29 protein-coding genes are annotated in these 15010 nt (G+C 42.4%); all 29 read right to left on the reverse strand.

All coding sequences use genetic code 11. The features are described 5' to 3' along the window. Window positions 1–10: 10 nt before the first annotated feature. The 29 genes from carA to rplC all read right to left on the reverse strand — a co-directional run bounded on the left by carA (window position 11) and on the right by rplC (window position 14867). Window positions 11–1123, reverse strand: coding sequence for a glutamine-hydrolyzing carbamoyl-phosphate synthase small subunit (gene carA / locus FG28_RS02875; protein ID WP_036379795.1), 1113 nt, complete (start codon window positions 1121–1123; stop codon window positions 11–13). A 97-nt stretch (window positions 1124–1220) separates the two neighbouring features. After that, window positions 1221–1721, reverse strand: coding sequence for a 50S ribosomal protein L17 (gene rplQ, locus FG28_RS02880; protein WP_036379797.1), 501 nt, complete (start codon window positions 1719–1721; stop codon window positions 1221–1223). 59 nt (window positions 1722–1780) lie between these two features. Continuing rightward, entirely contained in the window at window positions 1781–2773 is a 993-nt protein-coding gene (locus FG28_RS02885; protein ID WP_036379800.1) for a DNA-directed RNA polymerase subunit alpha, read from the reverse strand. Window positions 2774–2793: 20 nt separating this feature from the next. After that, window positions 2794–3399 (reverse strand): 30S ribosomal protein S4, encoded by a 606-nt coding sequence (gene rpsD, locus FG28_RS02890; protein WP_036379802.1) that lies wholly within the window; start codon window positions 3397–3399, stop codon window positions 2794–2796. A gap of 104 nt (window positions 3400–3503) precedes the next feature. After that, entirely contained in the window at window positions 3504–3896 is a 393-nt protein-coding gene (gene rpsK / locus FG28_RS02895; protein WP_036379804.1) for a 30S ribosomal protein S11, read from the reverse strand. 101 nt (window positions 3897–3997) lie between these two features. Then, the gene (gene rpsM, locus FG28_RS02900; protein WP_036379807.1) at window positions 3998–4372 is read right to left on the reverse strand and encodes a 30S ribosomal protein S13; all 375 of its coding nucleotides are present in this window, start codon (window positions 4370–4372) and stop codon (window positions 3998–4000) included. Between the two features lie 2 nt (window positions 4373–4374). Continuing rightward, window positions 4375–4491 carry a type B 50S ribosomal protein L36 gene (ykgO, locus tag FG28_RS20410; RefSeq protein ID WP_010519235.1) on the reverse strand — a complete coding sequence of 39 codons (117 nt, stop codon included), beginning with the start codon at window positions 4489–4491 and terminating at the stop codon, window positions 4375–4377. Between the two features lie 4 nt (window positions 4492–4495). Then, window positions 4496–4711: a translation initiation factor IF-1 gene (gene infA / locus FG28_RS02905; RefSeq protein WP_014031991.1), complete on the reverse strand. Its 216-nt coding sequence runs from the start codon at window positions 4709–4711 to the stop codon at window positions 4496–4498. A gap of 1 nt (window position 4712) precedes the next feature. Next, complete coding sequence (secY, locus tag FG28_RS02910) at window positions 4713–6056, reverse strand: preprotein translocase subunit SecY (protein ID WP_036379813.1); 1344 nt, start codon at window positions 6054–6056, stop codon at window positions 4713–4715. A 14-nt stretch (window positions 6057–6070) separates the two neighbouring features. Then, window positions 6071–6523, reverse strand: a complete 453-nt coding sequence (gene rplO, locus FG28_RS02915; protein ID WP_036379815.1) for a 50S ribosomal protein L15 — start codon at window positions 6521–6523, stop codon at window positions 6071–6073. Window positions 6524–6536: 13 nt separating this feature from the next. Continuing rightward, entirely contained in the window at window positions 6537–6716 is a 180-nt protein-coding gene (gene rpmD, locus FG28_RS02920; RefSeq protein ID WP_036379818.1) for a 50S ribosomal protein L30, read from the reverse strand. A gap of 12 nt (window positions 6717–6728) precedes the next feature. Next, window positions 6729–7253, reverse strand: a complete 525-nt coding sequence (gene rpsE, locus FG28_RS02925; RefSeq protein WP_036379820.1) for a 30S ribosomal protein S5 — start codon at window positions 7251–7253, stop codon at window positions 6729–6731. A 7-nt stretch (window positions 7254–7260) separates the two neighbouring features. Beyond that, on the reverse strand, window positions 7261–7614 hold the full coding sequence (rplR, locus tag FG28_RS02930; RefSeq protein ID WP_036379822.1) for a 50S ribosomal protein L18: 354 nt from the start codon (window positions 7612–7614) through the stop codon (window positions 7261–7263). 11 nt (window positions 7615–7625) lie between these two features. After that, window positions 7626–8168 carry a 50S ribosomal protein L6 gene (gene rplF / locus FG28_RS02935; protein WP_036379825.1) on the reverse strand — a complete coding sequence of 181 codons (543 nt, stop codon included), beginning with the start codon at window positions 8166–8168 and terminating at the stop codon, window positions 7626–7628. 19 nt (window positions 8169–8187) lie between these two features. Beyond that, window positions 8188–8586 carry a 30S ribosomal protein S8 gene (gene rpsH / locus FG28_RS02940; RefSeq protein WP_036379827.1) on the reverse strand — a complete coding sequence of 133 codons (399 nt, stop codon included), beginning with the start codon at window positions 8584–8586 and terminating at the stop codon, window positions 8188–8190. Window positions 8587–8604: 18 nt separating this feature from the next. Beyond that, on the reverse strand, window positions 8605–8874 hold the full coding sequence (gene rpsN / locus FG28_RS02945; protein ID WP_036379829.1) for a 30S ribosomal protein S14: 270 nt from the start codon (window positions 8872–8874) through the stop codon (window positions 8605–8607). Window position 8875: 1 nt separating this feature from the next. Further along, window positions 8876–9427, reverse strand: a complete 552-nt coding sequence (rplE, locus tag FG28_RS02950) for a 50S ribosomal protein L5 (protein WP_036379832.1) — start codon at window positions 9425–9427, stop codon at window positions 8876–8878. Between the two features lie 2 nt (window positions 9428–9429). After that, complete coding sequence (rplX, locus tag FG28_RS02955) at window positions 9430–9741, reverse strand: 50S ribosomal protein L24 (RefSeq protein WP_036379834.1); 312 nt, start codon at window positions 9739–9741, stop codon at window positions 9430–9432. Window positions 9742–9757: 16 nt separating this feature from the next. Next, window positions 9758–10126, reverse strand: a complete 369-nt coding sequence (gene rplN / locus FG28_RS02960; RefSeq protein WP_036379836.1) for a 50S ribosomal protein L14 — start codon at window positions 10124–10126, stop codon at window positions 9758–9760. A gap of 2 nt (window positions 10127–10128) precedes the next feature. After that, a complete protein-coding gene (rpsQ, locus tag FG28_RS02965) occupies window positions 10129–10386 on the reverse strand; it encodes a 30S ribosomal protein S17 (protein ID WP_014032003.1) in 258 nt (85 codons plus the stop codon). Between the two features lie 13 nt (window positions 10387–10399). Beyond that, complete coding sequence (rpmC, locus tag FG28_RS02970; protein WP_014032004.1) at window positions 10400–10591, reverse strand: 50S ribosomal protein L29; 192 nt, start codon at window positions 10589–10591, stop codon at window positions 10400–10402. Window positions 10592–10610: 19 nt separating this feature from the next. Continuing rightward, entirely contained in the window at window positions 10611–11030 is a 420-nt protein-coding gene (rplP, locus tag FG28_RS02975) for a 50S ribosomal protein L16 (RefSeq protein ID WP_036379840.1), read from the reverse strand. A gap of 19 nt (window positions 11031–11049) precedes the next feature. Beyond that, complete coding sequence (gene rpsC, locus FG28_RS02980; RefSeq protein WP_036379843.1) at window positions 11050–11766, reverse strand: 30S ribosomal protein S3; 717 nt, start codon at window positions 11764–11766, stop codon at window positions 11050–11052. Between the two features lie 10 nt (window positions 11767–11776). After that, complete coding sequence (rplV, locus tag FG28_RS02985; RefSeq protein WP_036379846.1) at window positions 11777–12184, reverse strand: 50S ribosomal protein L22; 408 nt, start codon at window positions 12182–12184, stop codon at window positions 11777–11779. 7 nt (window positions 12185–12191) lie between these two features. Next, a complete protein-coding gene (gene rpsS, locus FG28_RS02990) occupies window positions 12192–12470 on the reverse strand; it encodes a 30S ribosomal protein S19 (protein WP_036379848.1) in 279 nt (92 codons plus the stop codon). A gap of 12 nt (window positions 12471–12482) precedes the next feature. Then, window positions 12483–13307 carry a 50S ribosomal protein L2 gene (gene rplB, locus FG28_RS02995; protein WP_036379850.1) on the reverse strand — a complete coding sequence of 275 codons (825 nt, stop codon included), beginning with the start codon at window positions 13305–13307 and terminating at the stop codon, window positions 12483–12485. A 9-nt stretch (window positions 13308–13316) separates the two neighbouring features. Continuing rightward, a complete protein-coding gene (gene rplW / locus FG28_RS03000) occupies window positions 13317–13607 on the reverse strand; it encodes a 50S ribosomal protein L23 (protein ID WP_036379853.1) in 291 nt (96 codons plus the stop codon). Window positions 13608–13614: 7 nt separating this feature from the next. Further along, window positions 13615–14244 carry a 50S ribosomal protein L4 gene (gene rplD, locus FG28_RS03005; protein ID WP_036379855.1) on the reverse strand — a complete coding sequence of 210 codons (630 nt, stop codon included), beginning with the start codon at window positions 14242–14244 and terminating at the stop codon, window positions 13615–13617. Continuing rightward, window positions 14244–14867 (reverse strand): 50S ribosomal protein L3, encoded by a 624-nt coding sequence (gene rplC, locus FG28_RS03010; protein ID WP_036379857.1) that lies wholly within the window; start codon window positions 14865–14867, stop codon window positions 14244–14246. Before rplC ends, rplD begins: the two co-directional genes overlap by 1 nt. Window positions 14868–15010 lie beyond the last annotated feature (143 nt).

Here is a 15010-nt window from a genome sequence, read left to right on the forward strand (position 1 = left end):
CTATAACGTTTTAGTTCTTTCCTGTTTTGATCGCATCAAAAAATTGGTCGAACAGATAGTCGGCATCGTGTGGCCCTGGACTTGCTTCTGGGTGATATTGTACCGAAAATACGTCCTTTTCCTTCATTTTTATCCCAGCTACGGTATGATCGTTCAAGTGGGTGTGGGTGATCTCCAATTCAGGATGCGCCTCGGTTTCTTCCTTATTGATGGCAAACCCATGGTTTTGGGACGTAATCTCACCTTTTCCAGTAACCAAGTTCAAAATAGGGTGGTTGATACCGCGGTGTCCATTGTGCATCTTGTAGGTGGAAACCCCATTGGCCAAGGCCAATACTTGGTGTCCCAAACAAATACCGAACAATGGTTTATCAGAATTGATCATCTTTTTTGCCGCGGTAATCGCATCCGTCAACGGTTCTGGATCTCCAGGTCCATTGGAAATAAAGTACCCATCTGGATTCCATTTCTCCATTTCCTCAAAGGAAGTGTTGTATGGAAATACCTTGATGTAGGCACCTCTTTTGGCCAAGTTTCTTAGAATATTCTTTTTGATACCGATATCCAAAGCTGAAATCCTGTAGGTCGAATTTTCATCCCCGTAGTAGTAGGGCTCCTTGGTGGAAACCTTGGAGGAAAGTTCCAAACCTTCCATGCTGGGGACTTGTTTCAATTCTTCCTTTAGTGCATCAATCTCATCTACCCTTGTAGAAATTAAGGCGTTCATGGCGCCGTTATCACGAATATAACTTACCAAGGCTCGGGTATCCACATCGGAGATGGCAAACAGATTGTTATTGTTCAAAAACTCCAACAAGCTCATGCTGGCATCGGGTCTTGAGTACTCGTAGCTGAAATTTTTACAGATAAGCCCAGCGATTTTCACGGAATCCGATTCAACTTCGTCTGTATGGGCTCCATAGTTCCCAATATGGGCATTGGTGGTGACCATCAACTGTCCAAAATATGAGGGGTCGGTAAAGATTTCCTGATACCCTGTCATACCGGTGTTAAAACATACTTCTCCAACGGCAGTACCTTCTTTGCCCCCTACAGCTTTCCCGTAGAAAATGGTACCATCCGCCAACAATAACAGTGCTTTTTTCTTTTCGTGATACTTCATGAAGTGTTCCAATTTTTCAGTTTACAAAAAAACATAAAAAAAGGATAAGTTTTCACTTATCCTTTTTCCACTAATACAATAGTTAATAACATTGTTCTTATTCTTCAGAATCGTCAGTTTTGGTTTCAGCCGTTGGTGCCACAGGCTCCGCTTTCTTGCTTCCTCCCCTTCTACTTCTTCTGGTCGATTTCTTTTTGGGTTTACCTGCGTTGTATACCTCGTTGAAATCCACTAGTTCGATCATGGCCATATCGGCGTTATCACCCAATCGGTTACCCAACTTAATGATTCGGGTATATCCTCCTGGTCTGTCCGCTACTTTTTCAGCAACAGTGCTAAAAAGTTCAGTAATCGCTTCCTTGCTTCTCAAGTTACTGAAAACAACCCTTCTGTTGTGTGTACCTTTTTCGGTAGTTTGATTGTTCTCAATCTTGGCTTTTGTGATCAAAGGCTCAACAAACTGCTTCAAAGCTTTCGCTTTGGCCACAGTGGTATTGATACGCTTATGCTCGATAAGGGAGCAAGCCATATTGGCCAACATGGCCTTTCTGTGGGCCGCTGTTCTACCTAAGTGATTGAATTTCTTTCCGTGTCTCATCTTTCTTGTTTATCATCTTGCTACCAGACCCAATTTAAATGGGGAGCAAAATATGATTATTAATCTTTATCTAATTTGTATTTGGAAAGGTCCATACCAAATTGTAGACCTTTGTTGATGACCAACTCTTCCAACTCGGTCAATGATTTTTTACCGAAGTTTCTGAACTTCATCAAATCATTTTTATTGAAGGAAACCAAATCACCCAAAGTATCCACTTCGGCAGCTTTTAGACAGTTCAATGCCCTAACGGACAAGTCCATGTCTACCAATTTGGTCTTCAACAATTGACGCATGTGCAAGGATTCCTCATCGTAGGTCTCGGTCTGAGCGATTTCATCGGCCTCAAGGGTGATGCGCTCATCAGAGAACAACATAAAGTGGTGAATCAATACTTTGGCAGCTTCGGTCAAAGCATCCTTAGGATGGATGGAACCATCGGTAAGGATTTCAAAAACCAACTTTTCGTAATCGGTCTTTTGCTCTACCCTGAAGTTTTCAATGCTGTATTTTACGTTCTTTACCGGAGTGTAAACAGAGTCAACCGCAATGCTTCCCAATGGGGCATTGGATTTTTTGTTTTCCTCAGCAGGAACGTAGCCACGTCCTTTTTCTATGATAATCTCAAGGTTGATGCTCACTTTGGGATCCATGTTGCAGATCACCAATTCTGGGTTGAGCACTTGATATCCTGAGATGAATTTTTGGAAATCGCCAGCAGTCAACTGTTCCTTTCCGCTAACGGAAATGGAAACTGTCTCGCTCTCAACATCATCAATCTGTCTTTTAAAACGAACCTGCTTTAGGTTCAAAATGATCTCAGTTACGTCTTCAACAACGCCTGGGATAACAGAAAACTCATGTTCAACTCCATCTATGCGCACAGAAGTGATGGCAAAACCTTCCAAAGAGGAAAGTAATACCCTTCTCAGCGCATTCCCAACTGTTAATCCATAGCCAGGTTCCAAAGGGCGAAATTCAAATTTCCCTTCGAAATCTGTTGAATCTATCATTATAACTTTATCGGGCTTCTGAAAATTAAGTAATGCCATAATTGGATTAATGTTGAATTTTATTTAGAGTATAATTCGACGATCAACTGTTCCTTGATGTTTTCAGGAATTTGAATTCTTTCAGGAACCGATACATACGTACCTTCTTTCTTTTCGGAATTCCAAGTGATCCATTCGTATACGCTGCTGTTGGCAGACAAAGAATCCTCAATGGATTGTACGGATTTTGATTTTTCACGAACACCTACAACGTCTCCAGCCTTTAGGGTGTACGATGGAATGTTCACCACATTTCCATTTACGGTAATGTGACGGTGCGAAACCAACTGACGTGCTCCTCTTCGTGATGGGGAAATTCCCATTCTGTAGACTACATTGTCCAAACGGGATTCGCACAATTGAAGCAAAATTTCACCGGTAACACCTTCTTTTCTTTTGGCTTCGGCGAAAAGGTTACGGAACTGCTTCTCCAAAATACCGTAGGTATACTTGGCTTTTTGCTTTTCCATCAACTGGATTGCGTATTCTGATTTTTTACCACGGCGTCTGTTGTTGCCGTGCTGTCCTGGAGGGTAATTTTTCTTTTCAAAGGATTTGTCGTCCCCGAAAATCGCTTCTCCAAATTTTCTAGCGATTTTTGTTTTTGGTCCTGTGTATCTTGCCATCTTCTATTAGTTTGAAAGTGCGATTATGAATTAAGGCTTATCCTTCGATAATCTAACTGCACCTTCGGGTGAAGACCCTTTTGGGCCATTATTAAAACTGATTATTAAACTCTTCTTCTTTTGGGCGGTCTACAACCGTTGTGTGGAAGTGGGGTAACATCTATGATTTCGGTTACCTCAATCCCAGCGTTGTGAATGGAACGGATAGCAGATTCCCTGCCGTTTCCTGGTCCCTTCACGTAAACCTTTACTTTACGCAATCCTGCTTCGTGGGCAACTTTTGCGCAATCCTCAGCGGCTACTTGAGCAGCATAAGGGGTGTTCTTTTTAGAACCGCGGAAACCCATTTTCCCAGCAGAGGACCACGAGATTACATCCCCTTTCTTGTTGGTAAGGGATATAATGATGTTGTTGAAAGATGCAACAACGTGTGCCTCGCCGGTAGACTCAACGATTACCTTGCGTTTTTTTGTTGTTTTGGTATTTGCCTTTGCCATATTTTTTAGTTTCTAGTGTTAGTTCTTAGTTATTGGAATCCTAGACTTTTACATTTCAAACAGATTCTTCTAACGTCTAAATACTAATGACTATGTTCTTATTATTTCGTTGCTTTTTTCTTGTTGGCAACCGTTTTTCTTTTTCCTTTTCTGGTCCTAGAGTTGTTCTTGGTACGCTGACCTCTCAATGGCAATCCGGCTCTGTGGCGAATTCCACGGTAGCAACCAATGTCCATCAATCGCTTGATGTTCAATTGGGTCTCAGAACGAAGCTCACCTTCAATGGTATACTCAGAAACGGCTTCCCTGATCTTCCCGATTTCGTCATCGTTCCAATCAGAAACCTTGGTATCTTCACTTACTTGGGCCTTAGCCAAAATCTCTTGGGCCCTACTTTTACCTATTCCATAAATGTAGGTAAGTGAAATAACGCCTCGCTTTTGTTTAGGTATGTCAACCCCTGCAATTCTTGCCATAATTACCCTTGTCTTTGTTTAAATCTAGGATTCTTTTTGTTGATTACGTACAATCTGCCCTTTCTGCGAACAATCTTGCAGTCGGCACTTCTCTTCTTTATTGATGCTCTTACTTTCATGTAACTAGTATCTATAAGTAATTCTTGCTTTTGTTAAATCGTATGGACTCATCTCCAACTTTACTTTATCACCGGGAAGCAACTTAATGTAGTGCATTCTCATTTTCCCGGATATATGCGCCGTAACAACGTGCCCATTCTCCAATTCCACTCTGAACATTGCATTGGACAATGCTTCAATAATAGTCCCGTCTTGTTCTATTGCTGGTTGCTTTGCCATGTTATGCTACTTTTCTGTTTTTTCCGGTTTTCATCAGGCCATCATAATGTCTGTTCAACAAATATGAGTTTACTTGTTGTACCGTATCTATAGCCACACCCACCATGATCAACAGTGATGTTCCTCCGTAAAACAAGGCCCATCCAGCCTGTACATCCATCAATTTTACGACAACAGCTGGCAAAACGGCCAACAGCGCCAAAAACACGGATCCAGGTAAAGTTATCAATGACATGATCTTATCCAAATAATCCCCTGTTTCTTTTCCTGGACGGATACCGGGTATAAACCCTCCACTTCTTTTCAAATCATCGGCCATTTTGTTGGTAGGCACGGTGATCGCTGTATAGAAATAGGTGAAAATTATAATCAAAATGGCAAACAAAATGTTGTAAGCCAATCCAAAAATATCAGCAAACTGTACTTCCATCCATTGTCCAACAGCAGTATCGTTAAAGGTTCTTCCCAACAAACTTGGTGCAAACATAATAGCCTGTGCAAAAATGATGGGCATAACCCCAGAGGCATTCAATTTTAGCGGAATGTACTGTCGCGCTCCCATGATATTCTTTTCGTAACCACCAGAGGCTGTTCTTCTTGCGTATTGCACTGGAATCTGTCTAACAGCCATAACCAAAAGCACACTCGCCAAGATGACCAAGAACCAAATGATGACCTCAATCAACATGAACATGATACCTCCGGTATTGTTTGTGGTCCTAGAGACAAATTCCTGAACAAAGGATTGGGGCATAGTAGCAATGATACCAACCATGATCAACAATGAAATACCGTTTCCGATACCTTTGTCCGTAATCTTCTCACCCAACCACATCGCAAACACACATCCGGTCACCAAAATAATAACAGATGGGATGATGAAATCCAAACCTTTGCCCAAAACAAAAGCACTATCCGGAACACCAAGTGCACCCAGACCGTACAAATAGGCAGGAGCCTGAACAATACAGATTCCGATGGTCAACCATCTTGTAATCTGATTTATGGTCTTTCTGCCACTTTCTCCTTCTTTTTGTAGTTTTTGAAGATACGGAATGGCTATTCCCATCAACTGAACCACAATGGAGGCGGAGATATAGGGCATAATTCCCAATGCAAAAACCGATGCATTGGCAAAAGCGCCTCCTGTGAAAGCATTAAGAATTCCCAAAATACCCGAATCGGTACTTGAAGCCAACTGGGTCAATTGGGTAGTATCTATACCTGGAAGTACAATACGGGTACCAAAACGATATACCAACAGTAACCCAAGGGTTAGGATGATACGCTGTCTCAGTTCATCGATTTTCCAGATATTTGATATGGTCTCTATAAATTTCTTCATGCTATAACTATTCCTTATAAACTTATTGCCTCACCTCCAGCTTTCTCTATGGCAGCTTTAGCGGAAGCACTAAATTTATGTACAGACACTTTTAGGCCAGCTTTTAATTCGCCATCACCCAAAATCTTTACCAAATCGTTTTTGTGGGCCAAACCATTTTCAACAAGGATGTCAAAAGTAACTTCTTTCTTAATTGTACCATTGTCTACCAACTCTTGCAATTTGCCCAAGTTGATGCCTCTGTATTCCTTTCGGTTGATGTTTGTGAAACCAAACTTGGGAACACGTCTTTGCAAAGGCATCTGACCTCCTTCAAAACCAATCTTTTTGGAATATCCAGACCTAGACTTGGCTCCTTTGTGTCCACGGGTGGCAGTGCCTCCTTTTCCAGAGCCTTCTCCCCTACCTACACGTTTTCCTTCTTTGTGCACAGCGCCTTTCGCTGGTTTAAGATTATGTAAATCCATGTGCCGTTATATTTTAAGCTTCCTCTGTGGAAACCAAGTGTTTTACCTTATTTACCATTCCAAGGATATTGGGAGTTGCATCATGCTCAACAACCTGCCCGATCTTGCGCAACCCAAGAGCCTCCAAAGTTCTTTTTTGGTTCTGTGGCTTTTTGATGGCGCTCTTTATCTGTTTTACCTTAATCTTTGACATAATATCCTCTATTTATCCTTTAAAGACTTTTTCCAAAGAAATACCTCTTTGTTGTGCCACGGTTTCCGCACTTCTCAATTGCAAAAGGGCATCAAAAGTTGCTTTTACCACGTTGTGAGGGTTGGAAGAACCTTGGGACTTAGACAATACGTCCTGTACTCCAACAGCTTCCAATACCGCCCTTACCGCACCACCGGCGATTACCCCGGTACCGTGGGATGCAGGCTTAATGTACACCCTGGCACCTCCATACTTCCCTTTTTGCTCGTGGGGAAGCGTTGCTTTGGTCAAAGGAATACGAACCAAGTTCTTTTTGGCATCCTCGATAGCTTTAGCAATTGCAGTGGCTACTTCTTTGGATTTTCCCAAACCATGTCCAACAACACCGTTTTCATCACCAACAACAACTATTGCTGAAAAACCAAAGGCTCTACCTCCTTTTGTTACCTTGGTAACCCTTTGCACTCCAACCAAACGGTCTTTCAACTCCAGTCCCCCTGGCTTAACTATCTCTACGTTTTTGTATTTCTGGTACATAGTCTTATTAGAATTTTAGTCCTGCTTCCCTAGCTCCTTCGGCCAATGATTTTACTCTTCCGTGATAAAGGTTTCCACCTCTGTCAAAAGCAACGGCTTCTACACCAAGCTTAAGGGCCTTTTCTGCTATGGCCTTGCCCACTGCGGTTGCGACTTCGGATTTGCTTCCTTTGGCGTCAACATCCTTATCTCGGGATGAGGCAGCAGCCAAAGTAACACCCTTAACGTCGTCTATCAACTGGGCATAAATTTCTTTATTGCTTCTGAAGACAGACAATCTTGGTCTTGCCTCAGTTCCGGAGGATACCTTACGTATTCTTCTTCGGATGCGTTGTTTTCTTTCAGTCTTAGATAATCCCATAGTCTTAATTATTAAGCTGATTTACCTGCTTTTCTTCTTAGTTGCTCACCAACAAACTTGATACCTTTTCCTTTGTAAGGCTCTGGCTTACGGAAACCCCTGATCTTGGCAGCAACTTGGCCCACCAATTGTTTGTCGTGAGATGTTAGTTTTACAATAGGGTTTTTCCCTTTTTCTGAGACGGTCTCGATCTTCACTTCTGGAGCAATGTCCATGATGATATTGTGAGAGAATCCTAGGGCCAAATCCAATTTCTGGCCTTGGTTGCTGGCTCTGTATCCAACCCCTACCAACTCCAATTCCTTGGTCCATCCTTGGGATACACCTTTTATCATATTGGAAAAAAGGGCGCGGTATAGACCGTGTTTTGCTTTGTGTTCTTTGGAGTCAGAAGGTCTTGTAACCAAAACCTTACCTTCCTCAACCTTTACATCAACTCCCGAGAAATCTTGTGTAAGTTCCCCCAATTTACCTTTTACGGTAACCAAGGCATCTTTAACCTCTACGGTTACTCCTTCTGGAATTGCGATTGGATTGTTACCTATTCTTGACATTTTTCTTCTCTTTTCTCAATTAATATACGTAGCACAATACTTCACCACCTACATTCTCTTGTTTGGCTTGCTTGCTGGTCATTACTCCGTGTGAAGTGGACACAATGGCAATACCTAAACCGTTCAAGACCCTTGGCAAGTCCCCAGAACCGGAATACTTACGAAGACCTGGCTTACTTACACGCTCTAGTCTTTTAATAATGGGCTCCTTGGTAGCTTTATCGTACTTAAGGGCTATTTTAATGTTCCCTTGAACTTTATCCTCCTCGAACTTATAACTCAAAATATAGCCTTGATCAAACAATATTTTGGTAATCTGTCTCTTTAGGTTTGAACCAGGGATATCCACTACCCTATGGCCTGCCTTGCTGGCATTCCTGATTCTGGTCAAATAATCTGAAATTGGATCTGTAAGCATTTCTTTTCTATATCTAAATTACCAACTTGCCTTTTTAACTCCTGGAATCAAGCCCTTGTTGGCCATTTCCCTGAACATCACCCTAGAGATACCGAAGGTTCTCATGTAGCCCCTTGGTCTTCCGGTCAATTTGCAACGGTTACGCATACGCACAGGAGATGCATTCTTAGGTAGCTTTTGCAAGGCCTCATAATCTCCGGCCTCTTTTAAAGCTTTTCTCTTTTCGGCGTATTTCTCAACCATTTTTGCCCTTTTTCTCTCACGGGCTTTCATTGATTCCTTGGCCATACTAGTTCTTTTTAAAGGGTACTCCCAATTCGGTTAACAACGATTTTGCTTCTTTATCAGTTTCAGCGGTGGTCACAAATGTGATGTCCATTCCGTTGATCCTGTTAATTCTGTCAATATTGATCTCTGGAAAGATAATCTGTTCGGTAACCCCCAAGTTGTAGTTTCCTCTACCGTCAAATCCGGTAGCTCTTACACCTTGGAAATCACGTACCCTTGGAAGGGCACTGGTGATCAATCTGTCCAAAAACTCATACATGCGCTCTCCTCTCAACGTTACTTTGGCTCCAATGGGCATCCCTTTTCTCAATTTAAAGGAAGCAACGTCCTTTTTAGAAAGGGTGGCCACTGCTTTTTGACCTGTAATGTTGGTCAACTCGTCCACAGCATGATCAATAAGCTTCTTATCAGATACGGCAGCTCCAACTCCACGGCTCACTACTATCTTTTGCAACTTTGGAACCTGCATTACGTTCTTGTAACCGAACTCGTCGGTAAGCGCCTTGATCACGCGCTCCTTATATTCTTGCTTTAATCTTGGAATGTAGCTCATGACTAAATTACTTCATTGGATTTTTTGGAAACCCTAACTTTCTTTCCATCGCGTACTTCGTAACCAACACGTGTGGCGTCACCAGATTTTGGATCGATCAACGATAGGTTAGAAATATGGATAGGAGCTTCCTTTTTTGTTATGCCTCCTTGAGGGTTCTGAGCACTTGGCTTTTCGTGTTTGGACACCTCATTGATGCCTTCCACGATGGCCTTGTTCTTTTCACGGTCTACACGAAGTACTTTGCCTTCGCTGCCCTTGTGGTCTCCCGCAATGACTCTTACCGTATCCCCTGTTTTTATTTTCAACTTCATCTCTCTGATATTTCTATTACAGCACTTCAGGTGCCAATGAAACAATCTTCATGAACTGTCTGTCCCTAAGTTCTCTGGCAACCGGTCCAAAAACACGGGTTCCCCTCATTTCGCCGGTTGGGTTCAACAATACGCAAGCATTGTCATCAAAACGGATGTAAGAACCATCTGGCCTTCTTACTTCCTTTTTGGTACGAACAACAACTGCTGTTGATACAGAACCTTTCTTTACAGTACCATTTGGAGTAGCTTCTTTTACGGTAACCACAATTTTGTCACCCAAGGAAGCATATCTTCTTTTTGTTCCTCCCAATACGCGGATGGTCAAAACTTCCTTTGCACCAGTATTGTCCGCAACCTTTAATCTTGATTCTTGCTGTACCATAATTATTTAGCTCTTTCAAGGATTTCAACCAACCTCCAGCATTTTGTTTTGCTCAAGGGACGGGTTTCCATTATTTTGACGGTATCACCTTCGTTGCAATCGTTCTTTTCGTCATGGGCAACATATTTCTTGGTCTTCAAAACGAATTTCCCGTACATTGGGTGCTTAACTCGTTTTACCTCAGAAACCACAATTGATTTCTCCATTTTGTTGCTGGTAACAACGCCTATTCTTTCTTTTCTTAAATTTCTGTTTTCCATAAGGCAGAACCAATTATTGTAATTCCCTTTTAGTTAATTCAGTTGCAAGTCTTGCTACCGTCCTTCTTGTCTTTCTGATCTGTAAAGGATTTTCCAAAGGAGTAACGGCATGTGCCATTTTCAGGTCGGCATGTTGTTTTTTGAACTCGGCCAAACGCTCCTTTAGCTCTTCAATTGAAAGTTCTTTTATTTCTGATTGTCTCATCTTTCTTCCCAATTAAAAATTAAGCGGAATAATCCCTAGCTACAACAAACTTGGTCTTTACCGGCAATTTTTGAGCCGCTAGTCTCAAAGCTTCCTTGGCAACATCCATGGGTACACCGGCAATCTCGAACATGATTCTTCCTGGCTTTACAATGGCCACCCAGTATTCTGGAGCACCCTTACCTTTACCCATACGAACCTCAAGAGGCTTCTTGGTGATGGGCTTGTCCGGGAAAATCTTGATCCACAACTGACCTTGCCTCTTCATGTATCTTGTCGCAGCGATACGTGCAGCCTCTATTTGACGGGAAGTAATGAAGTGCGAATCCATGGACTTGATACCGAACATTCCATTGGAAAGTTGGTGCCCTCTTTGTGAGATTCCTTTCATACGCCCCTTCTGGGCTTTACGAAATTTTGTTCTTTTTGGCTGTAACATCTTACCTTACTTTATCTTATTACTTTCTACGGCGTGGCTTTTTACCACCATCTTGTTTACCGCCTTTTCCTTGACTCTTGCTCAATCCTACCAATGGGGAAAGTTCTCTTTTTCCGTAAACCTCACCCTTCATGATCCATACCTTGATTCCCAATCTACCATAGGTAGTGTGGGCTTCGTGCAAGGCATAATCCACATCGGCACGGAAGGTTGACAATGGAATCCTTCCTTCTTTGTAAGACTCGGAACGTGCCATTTCAGCACCATTCAAACGTCCAGAAATCTGAATCTTGATTCCCTCAGCATTCATACGCATTGCTGCTGCAATGGCCATTTTAATGGCTCTACGGTATGAAATCCTGCTCTCAATCTGTCTTGCAACACTGGCAGCTACCAAATTGGCATCCAGCTCAGGTCTCTTGATCTCGTGAATATTGATCTGAACTTCCTTGTTGGTGATTTTCTTAAGCTCTTCCTTAAGCTTATCAACTTCTTGACCTCCTTTACCAATGATGATACCAGGACGAGCCGTGGTAATGGTAATGGTGATCAACTTCAAGGTGCGTTCTATGATCACTCGTGATACACTGGCCTTGGCCAATCGTGCATGCACGTACTTTCTTATTTTATCATCCTCAGCCAGCTTATCGCCGTAATCGTTTCCTCCGTACCAGTTGGATTCCCATCCTCTGATAATTCCTAAGCGATTTCCTATTGGATTGGTCTTTTGTCCCATATTATATCTTCTAGCTTTGAACGTTGTTATTGGCCTCCACGATCATGGTCACATGATTGGAACGCTTTCTGATTCTGTGAGCCCTTCCTTGGGGAGCTGGTCTCAAACGCTTCAACATGGTTCCTCCGTCTACACGGATTTCCTTGATGTAAAGATCGGCTTCCTCAATATTGGCCTCCTCATTCTTGGCTTCCCAATTGGCGATAGCGGAAAGCAAAAGCTTTTCCAACTTTCTTGAAGCTTCCTTTTGGTTGAACTTCAAAATAGCCAAAGCCATTTCTACCTGTTTTCCTCGTACCAAATCAGCTACCAAACGCATCTTTCTTGGAGACGTTGGGCAATTGTTAAGCTTTGCAATAGCAAGTTGCTTTTTCTCTTCCTTTAACCTTTCGGCCATTTGTCTTTTACGAACTCCCATAGCTTACTTACTTTTTACCTTTGTTTTTAGCTCCCGCATGACCCCTAAAAGATCGTGTAGGTGAAAATTCTCCAAGTTTGTGACCTACCATGTTCTCGGTTACATACACAGGAACAAATTGTCTCCCGTTGTGCACTGCGATGGTCTGTCCCACAAAATCCGGCGTTATCATTGAGGCTCTTGACCATGTTTTGATAACCGTTTTCTTTCCTGATTCTATATTGGCTTGGACTTTTTTCTCCAAACTAAAATGAACGTATGGTCCTTTTTTTAACGAACGTGCCATTTACTTTTTCTTTTATTTCTTTCTACGTTCTATGATATATCTATTGGTGTCCTTGGTCTTGGAACGGGTTCTAAATCCTTTTGCAGGAATGCCGTTTCTAGATCTTGGATGACCTCCGGAAGCCCTTCCTTCACCACCACCCATTGGGTGATCTACAGGGTTCATGGCTACTGGTCTTGTTCTTGGTCTTCTGCCCAACCATCTGCTTCTACCGGCTTTACCAGACACCAACAATTGGTGATCTGAGTTGGAAACCGCTCCGATGGTGGCCAAACAAGTGGCCAAGATCATACGGGTTTCACCAGAAGGAAGTTTAACGGTAACGAACTTACCATCCTTGGCCATCAACTGGGCAAATGTACCGGCACTTCGTGCCATGATCGCTCCTTGACCAGGTCTCAATTCTATGCAAGAGACAATGGTTCCCAATGGAATTTCACTTAAAGGAAGTGCGTTTCCAATTTCTGGGGTGGCACCAGCTCCAGACTTGATGGTCTGACCTACTTGCATCCCGTTTTGGGCAACCACATATCTTTTTTCACCGTCCTTGTACTCTACCAAGGCGATAAATGCAGTTCTGTTGGGGTCGTACTGAATAGAAACCACAGTGGCATCTACTCCTTGTTTGTCCCTTTTGAAATCGATGATACGATATCTTCTCTTATGACCTCCACCTCTATGGCGCATGGTCATTTTTCCTTGACTGTTCCTACCACCTGTCTTTTTTAACGGAGCAAGCAAGCTTTTCTCCGGCTTATCAGTAGTAATCGCGTCAAATCCGTTTACTACTCTAAAACGCTGACCAGGGGTTATCGGTTTTAATTTTCTAACTGACATTTCTCGTCTTTATAGATTACTGTAAAAATCAATTATGTCACCTTCGGCCACATCAACAATTGCCTTCTTCATGGCATTTGTTTTTCCATGCTGGATTCCGGTTTTTGTATAGCGACTCTTACGGGTTGGACCATAATTCATGGTTCTTACCTTTTCCACAGAAACACCATAAGTGGCTTCAACAGCGTCTTTGATCTCTAATTTGTTGGCACTCGGGTCAACATAGAAACCATAACGATTGAAAAGCTCGCTATCAGCGGTCATCTTCTCCGTAATTATCGGTCTTATCAACACACTCATGATATTCTTATTTCTTTAGGTTCGATTCAATTCCTTCCAAAGCACTTTCGGTCAATACTAAACTGTTAGCGTTAACTATTTTGTAAGTATTTAATTGTGAACCAGTTACGACTTCGGAACGCTCTAAATTACGCGACGACAAATATACGTTATTATTTGTATCACCCAACACAATAAGAGACTTTTTGTTCTCAAGGCCCAAAGAAGTCAAAAATGCTACAAAATCCTTGGTTTTGGGCGCCTCAAAATTAAAGTCTTCCACAACCACCAAAGCTTTCTCTTTGGACTTTATGCTCAAGGCCGATTTACGGGCCAATCGCTTAACGTTCTTGTTCAATTTTTGGGTATAATCCTTAGGTCTTGGACCAAAGATTCTACCACCTCCCTTAAAAATAGGAGACTTGATGCTACCAGCCCTTGCGGTACCGGTTCCCTTTTGTTTCTTGATCTTACGGGTACTTCCGGCAATCTCAGCTCTTTCCTTTGATTTATGGGTACCTTGCCTTTGGTGTGCCAAGTATTGCTTTACATCCAAATAAATGGCATGCTCATTGGGCTCTACGGCAAAAACATCGTCAGAAAGGTCTACCTTCCTTCCGGTTTCTTTTCCTTTGATATCTAAAACTGCTACCTTCATTATTGCCACCTTTGAATAGTTACGTATGAATTTTTGTGACCAGGTACACATCCTTTTACAACCAAAAGGTTTTTCTCTGGAACCACCTTCAATACTCTTAAGTTTTGCACTGTCACTCTTTCATTTCCCATTTGGCCTGCCATTCGCATTCCTTTGAAAACACGGGCTGGATATGAAGCAGCACCGATGGAACCAGGAGCTCTCAATCGGTTATGCTGACCGTGGGTCGCTTGACCCACTCCTCCAAAACCATGGCGTTTTACAACCCCTTGGAATCCTTTTCCTTTGGAAGTTCCTACAACGTCAACAAACTCACCTTCCATGAAAATGTCAACACCTACGGTGTCTCCCAATTTGTATTCACCTTCAAATCCTTGGAACTCAACGACCTTTTTCTTTGGAGAAGCACCTGCTTTTTTAAAGTGACCGGATTCGGCCTTGTTTGCACGTTTTTCTGCCTTGTCATCGAAACCAAGTTGAAGGCCTTTGTACCCGTCAACCTCTTCGGTTCTGACTTGGGTAACCACGCATGGTCCAGCTTCAAGAACGGTACATGGAATGTTCTTTCCATTCTCGTCGAAGATGCTGGTCATACCGATTTTTTTTCCTATTAACCCAGACATATATACTTAATTATTAATTGTTTACTCTTTTAAACTGCGCCAATTTCTTGGCAAAAAAATTGGGTCAAGAAAAGATTCTGCTCTGACCCAGATTTTTTTCTTTCACCGTTTTTCCCGAACCGTCGTCCGGGACATGTTTATGC

The sequence above is a fragment of the Muricauda sp. MAR_2010_75 genome (assembly GCF_000745185.1).
GTDB lineage: Bacteria > Bacteroidota > Bacteroidia > Flavobacteriales > Flavobacteriaceae > Flagellimonas.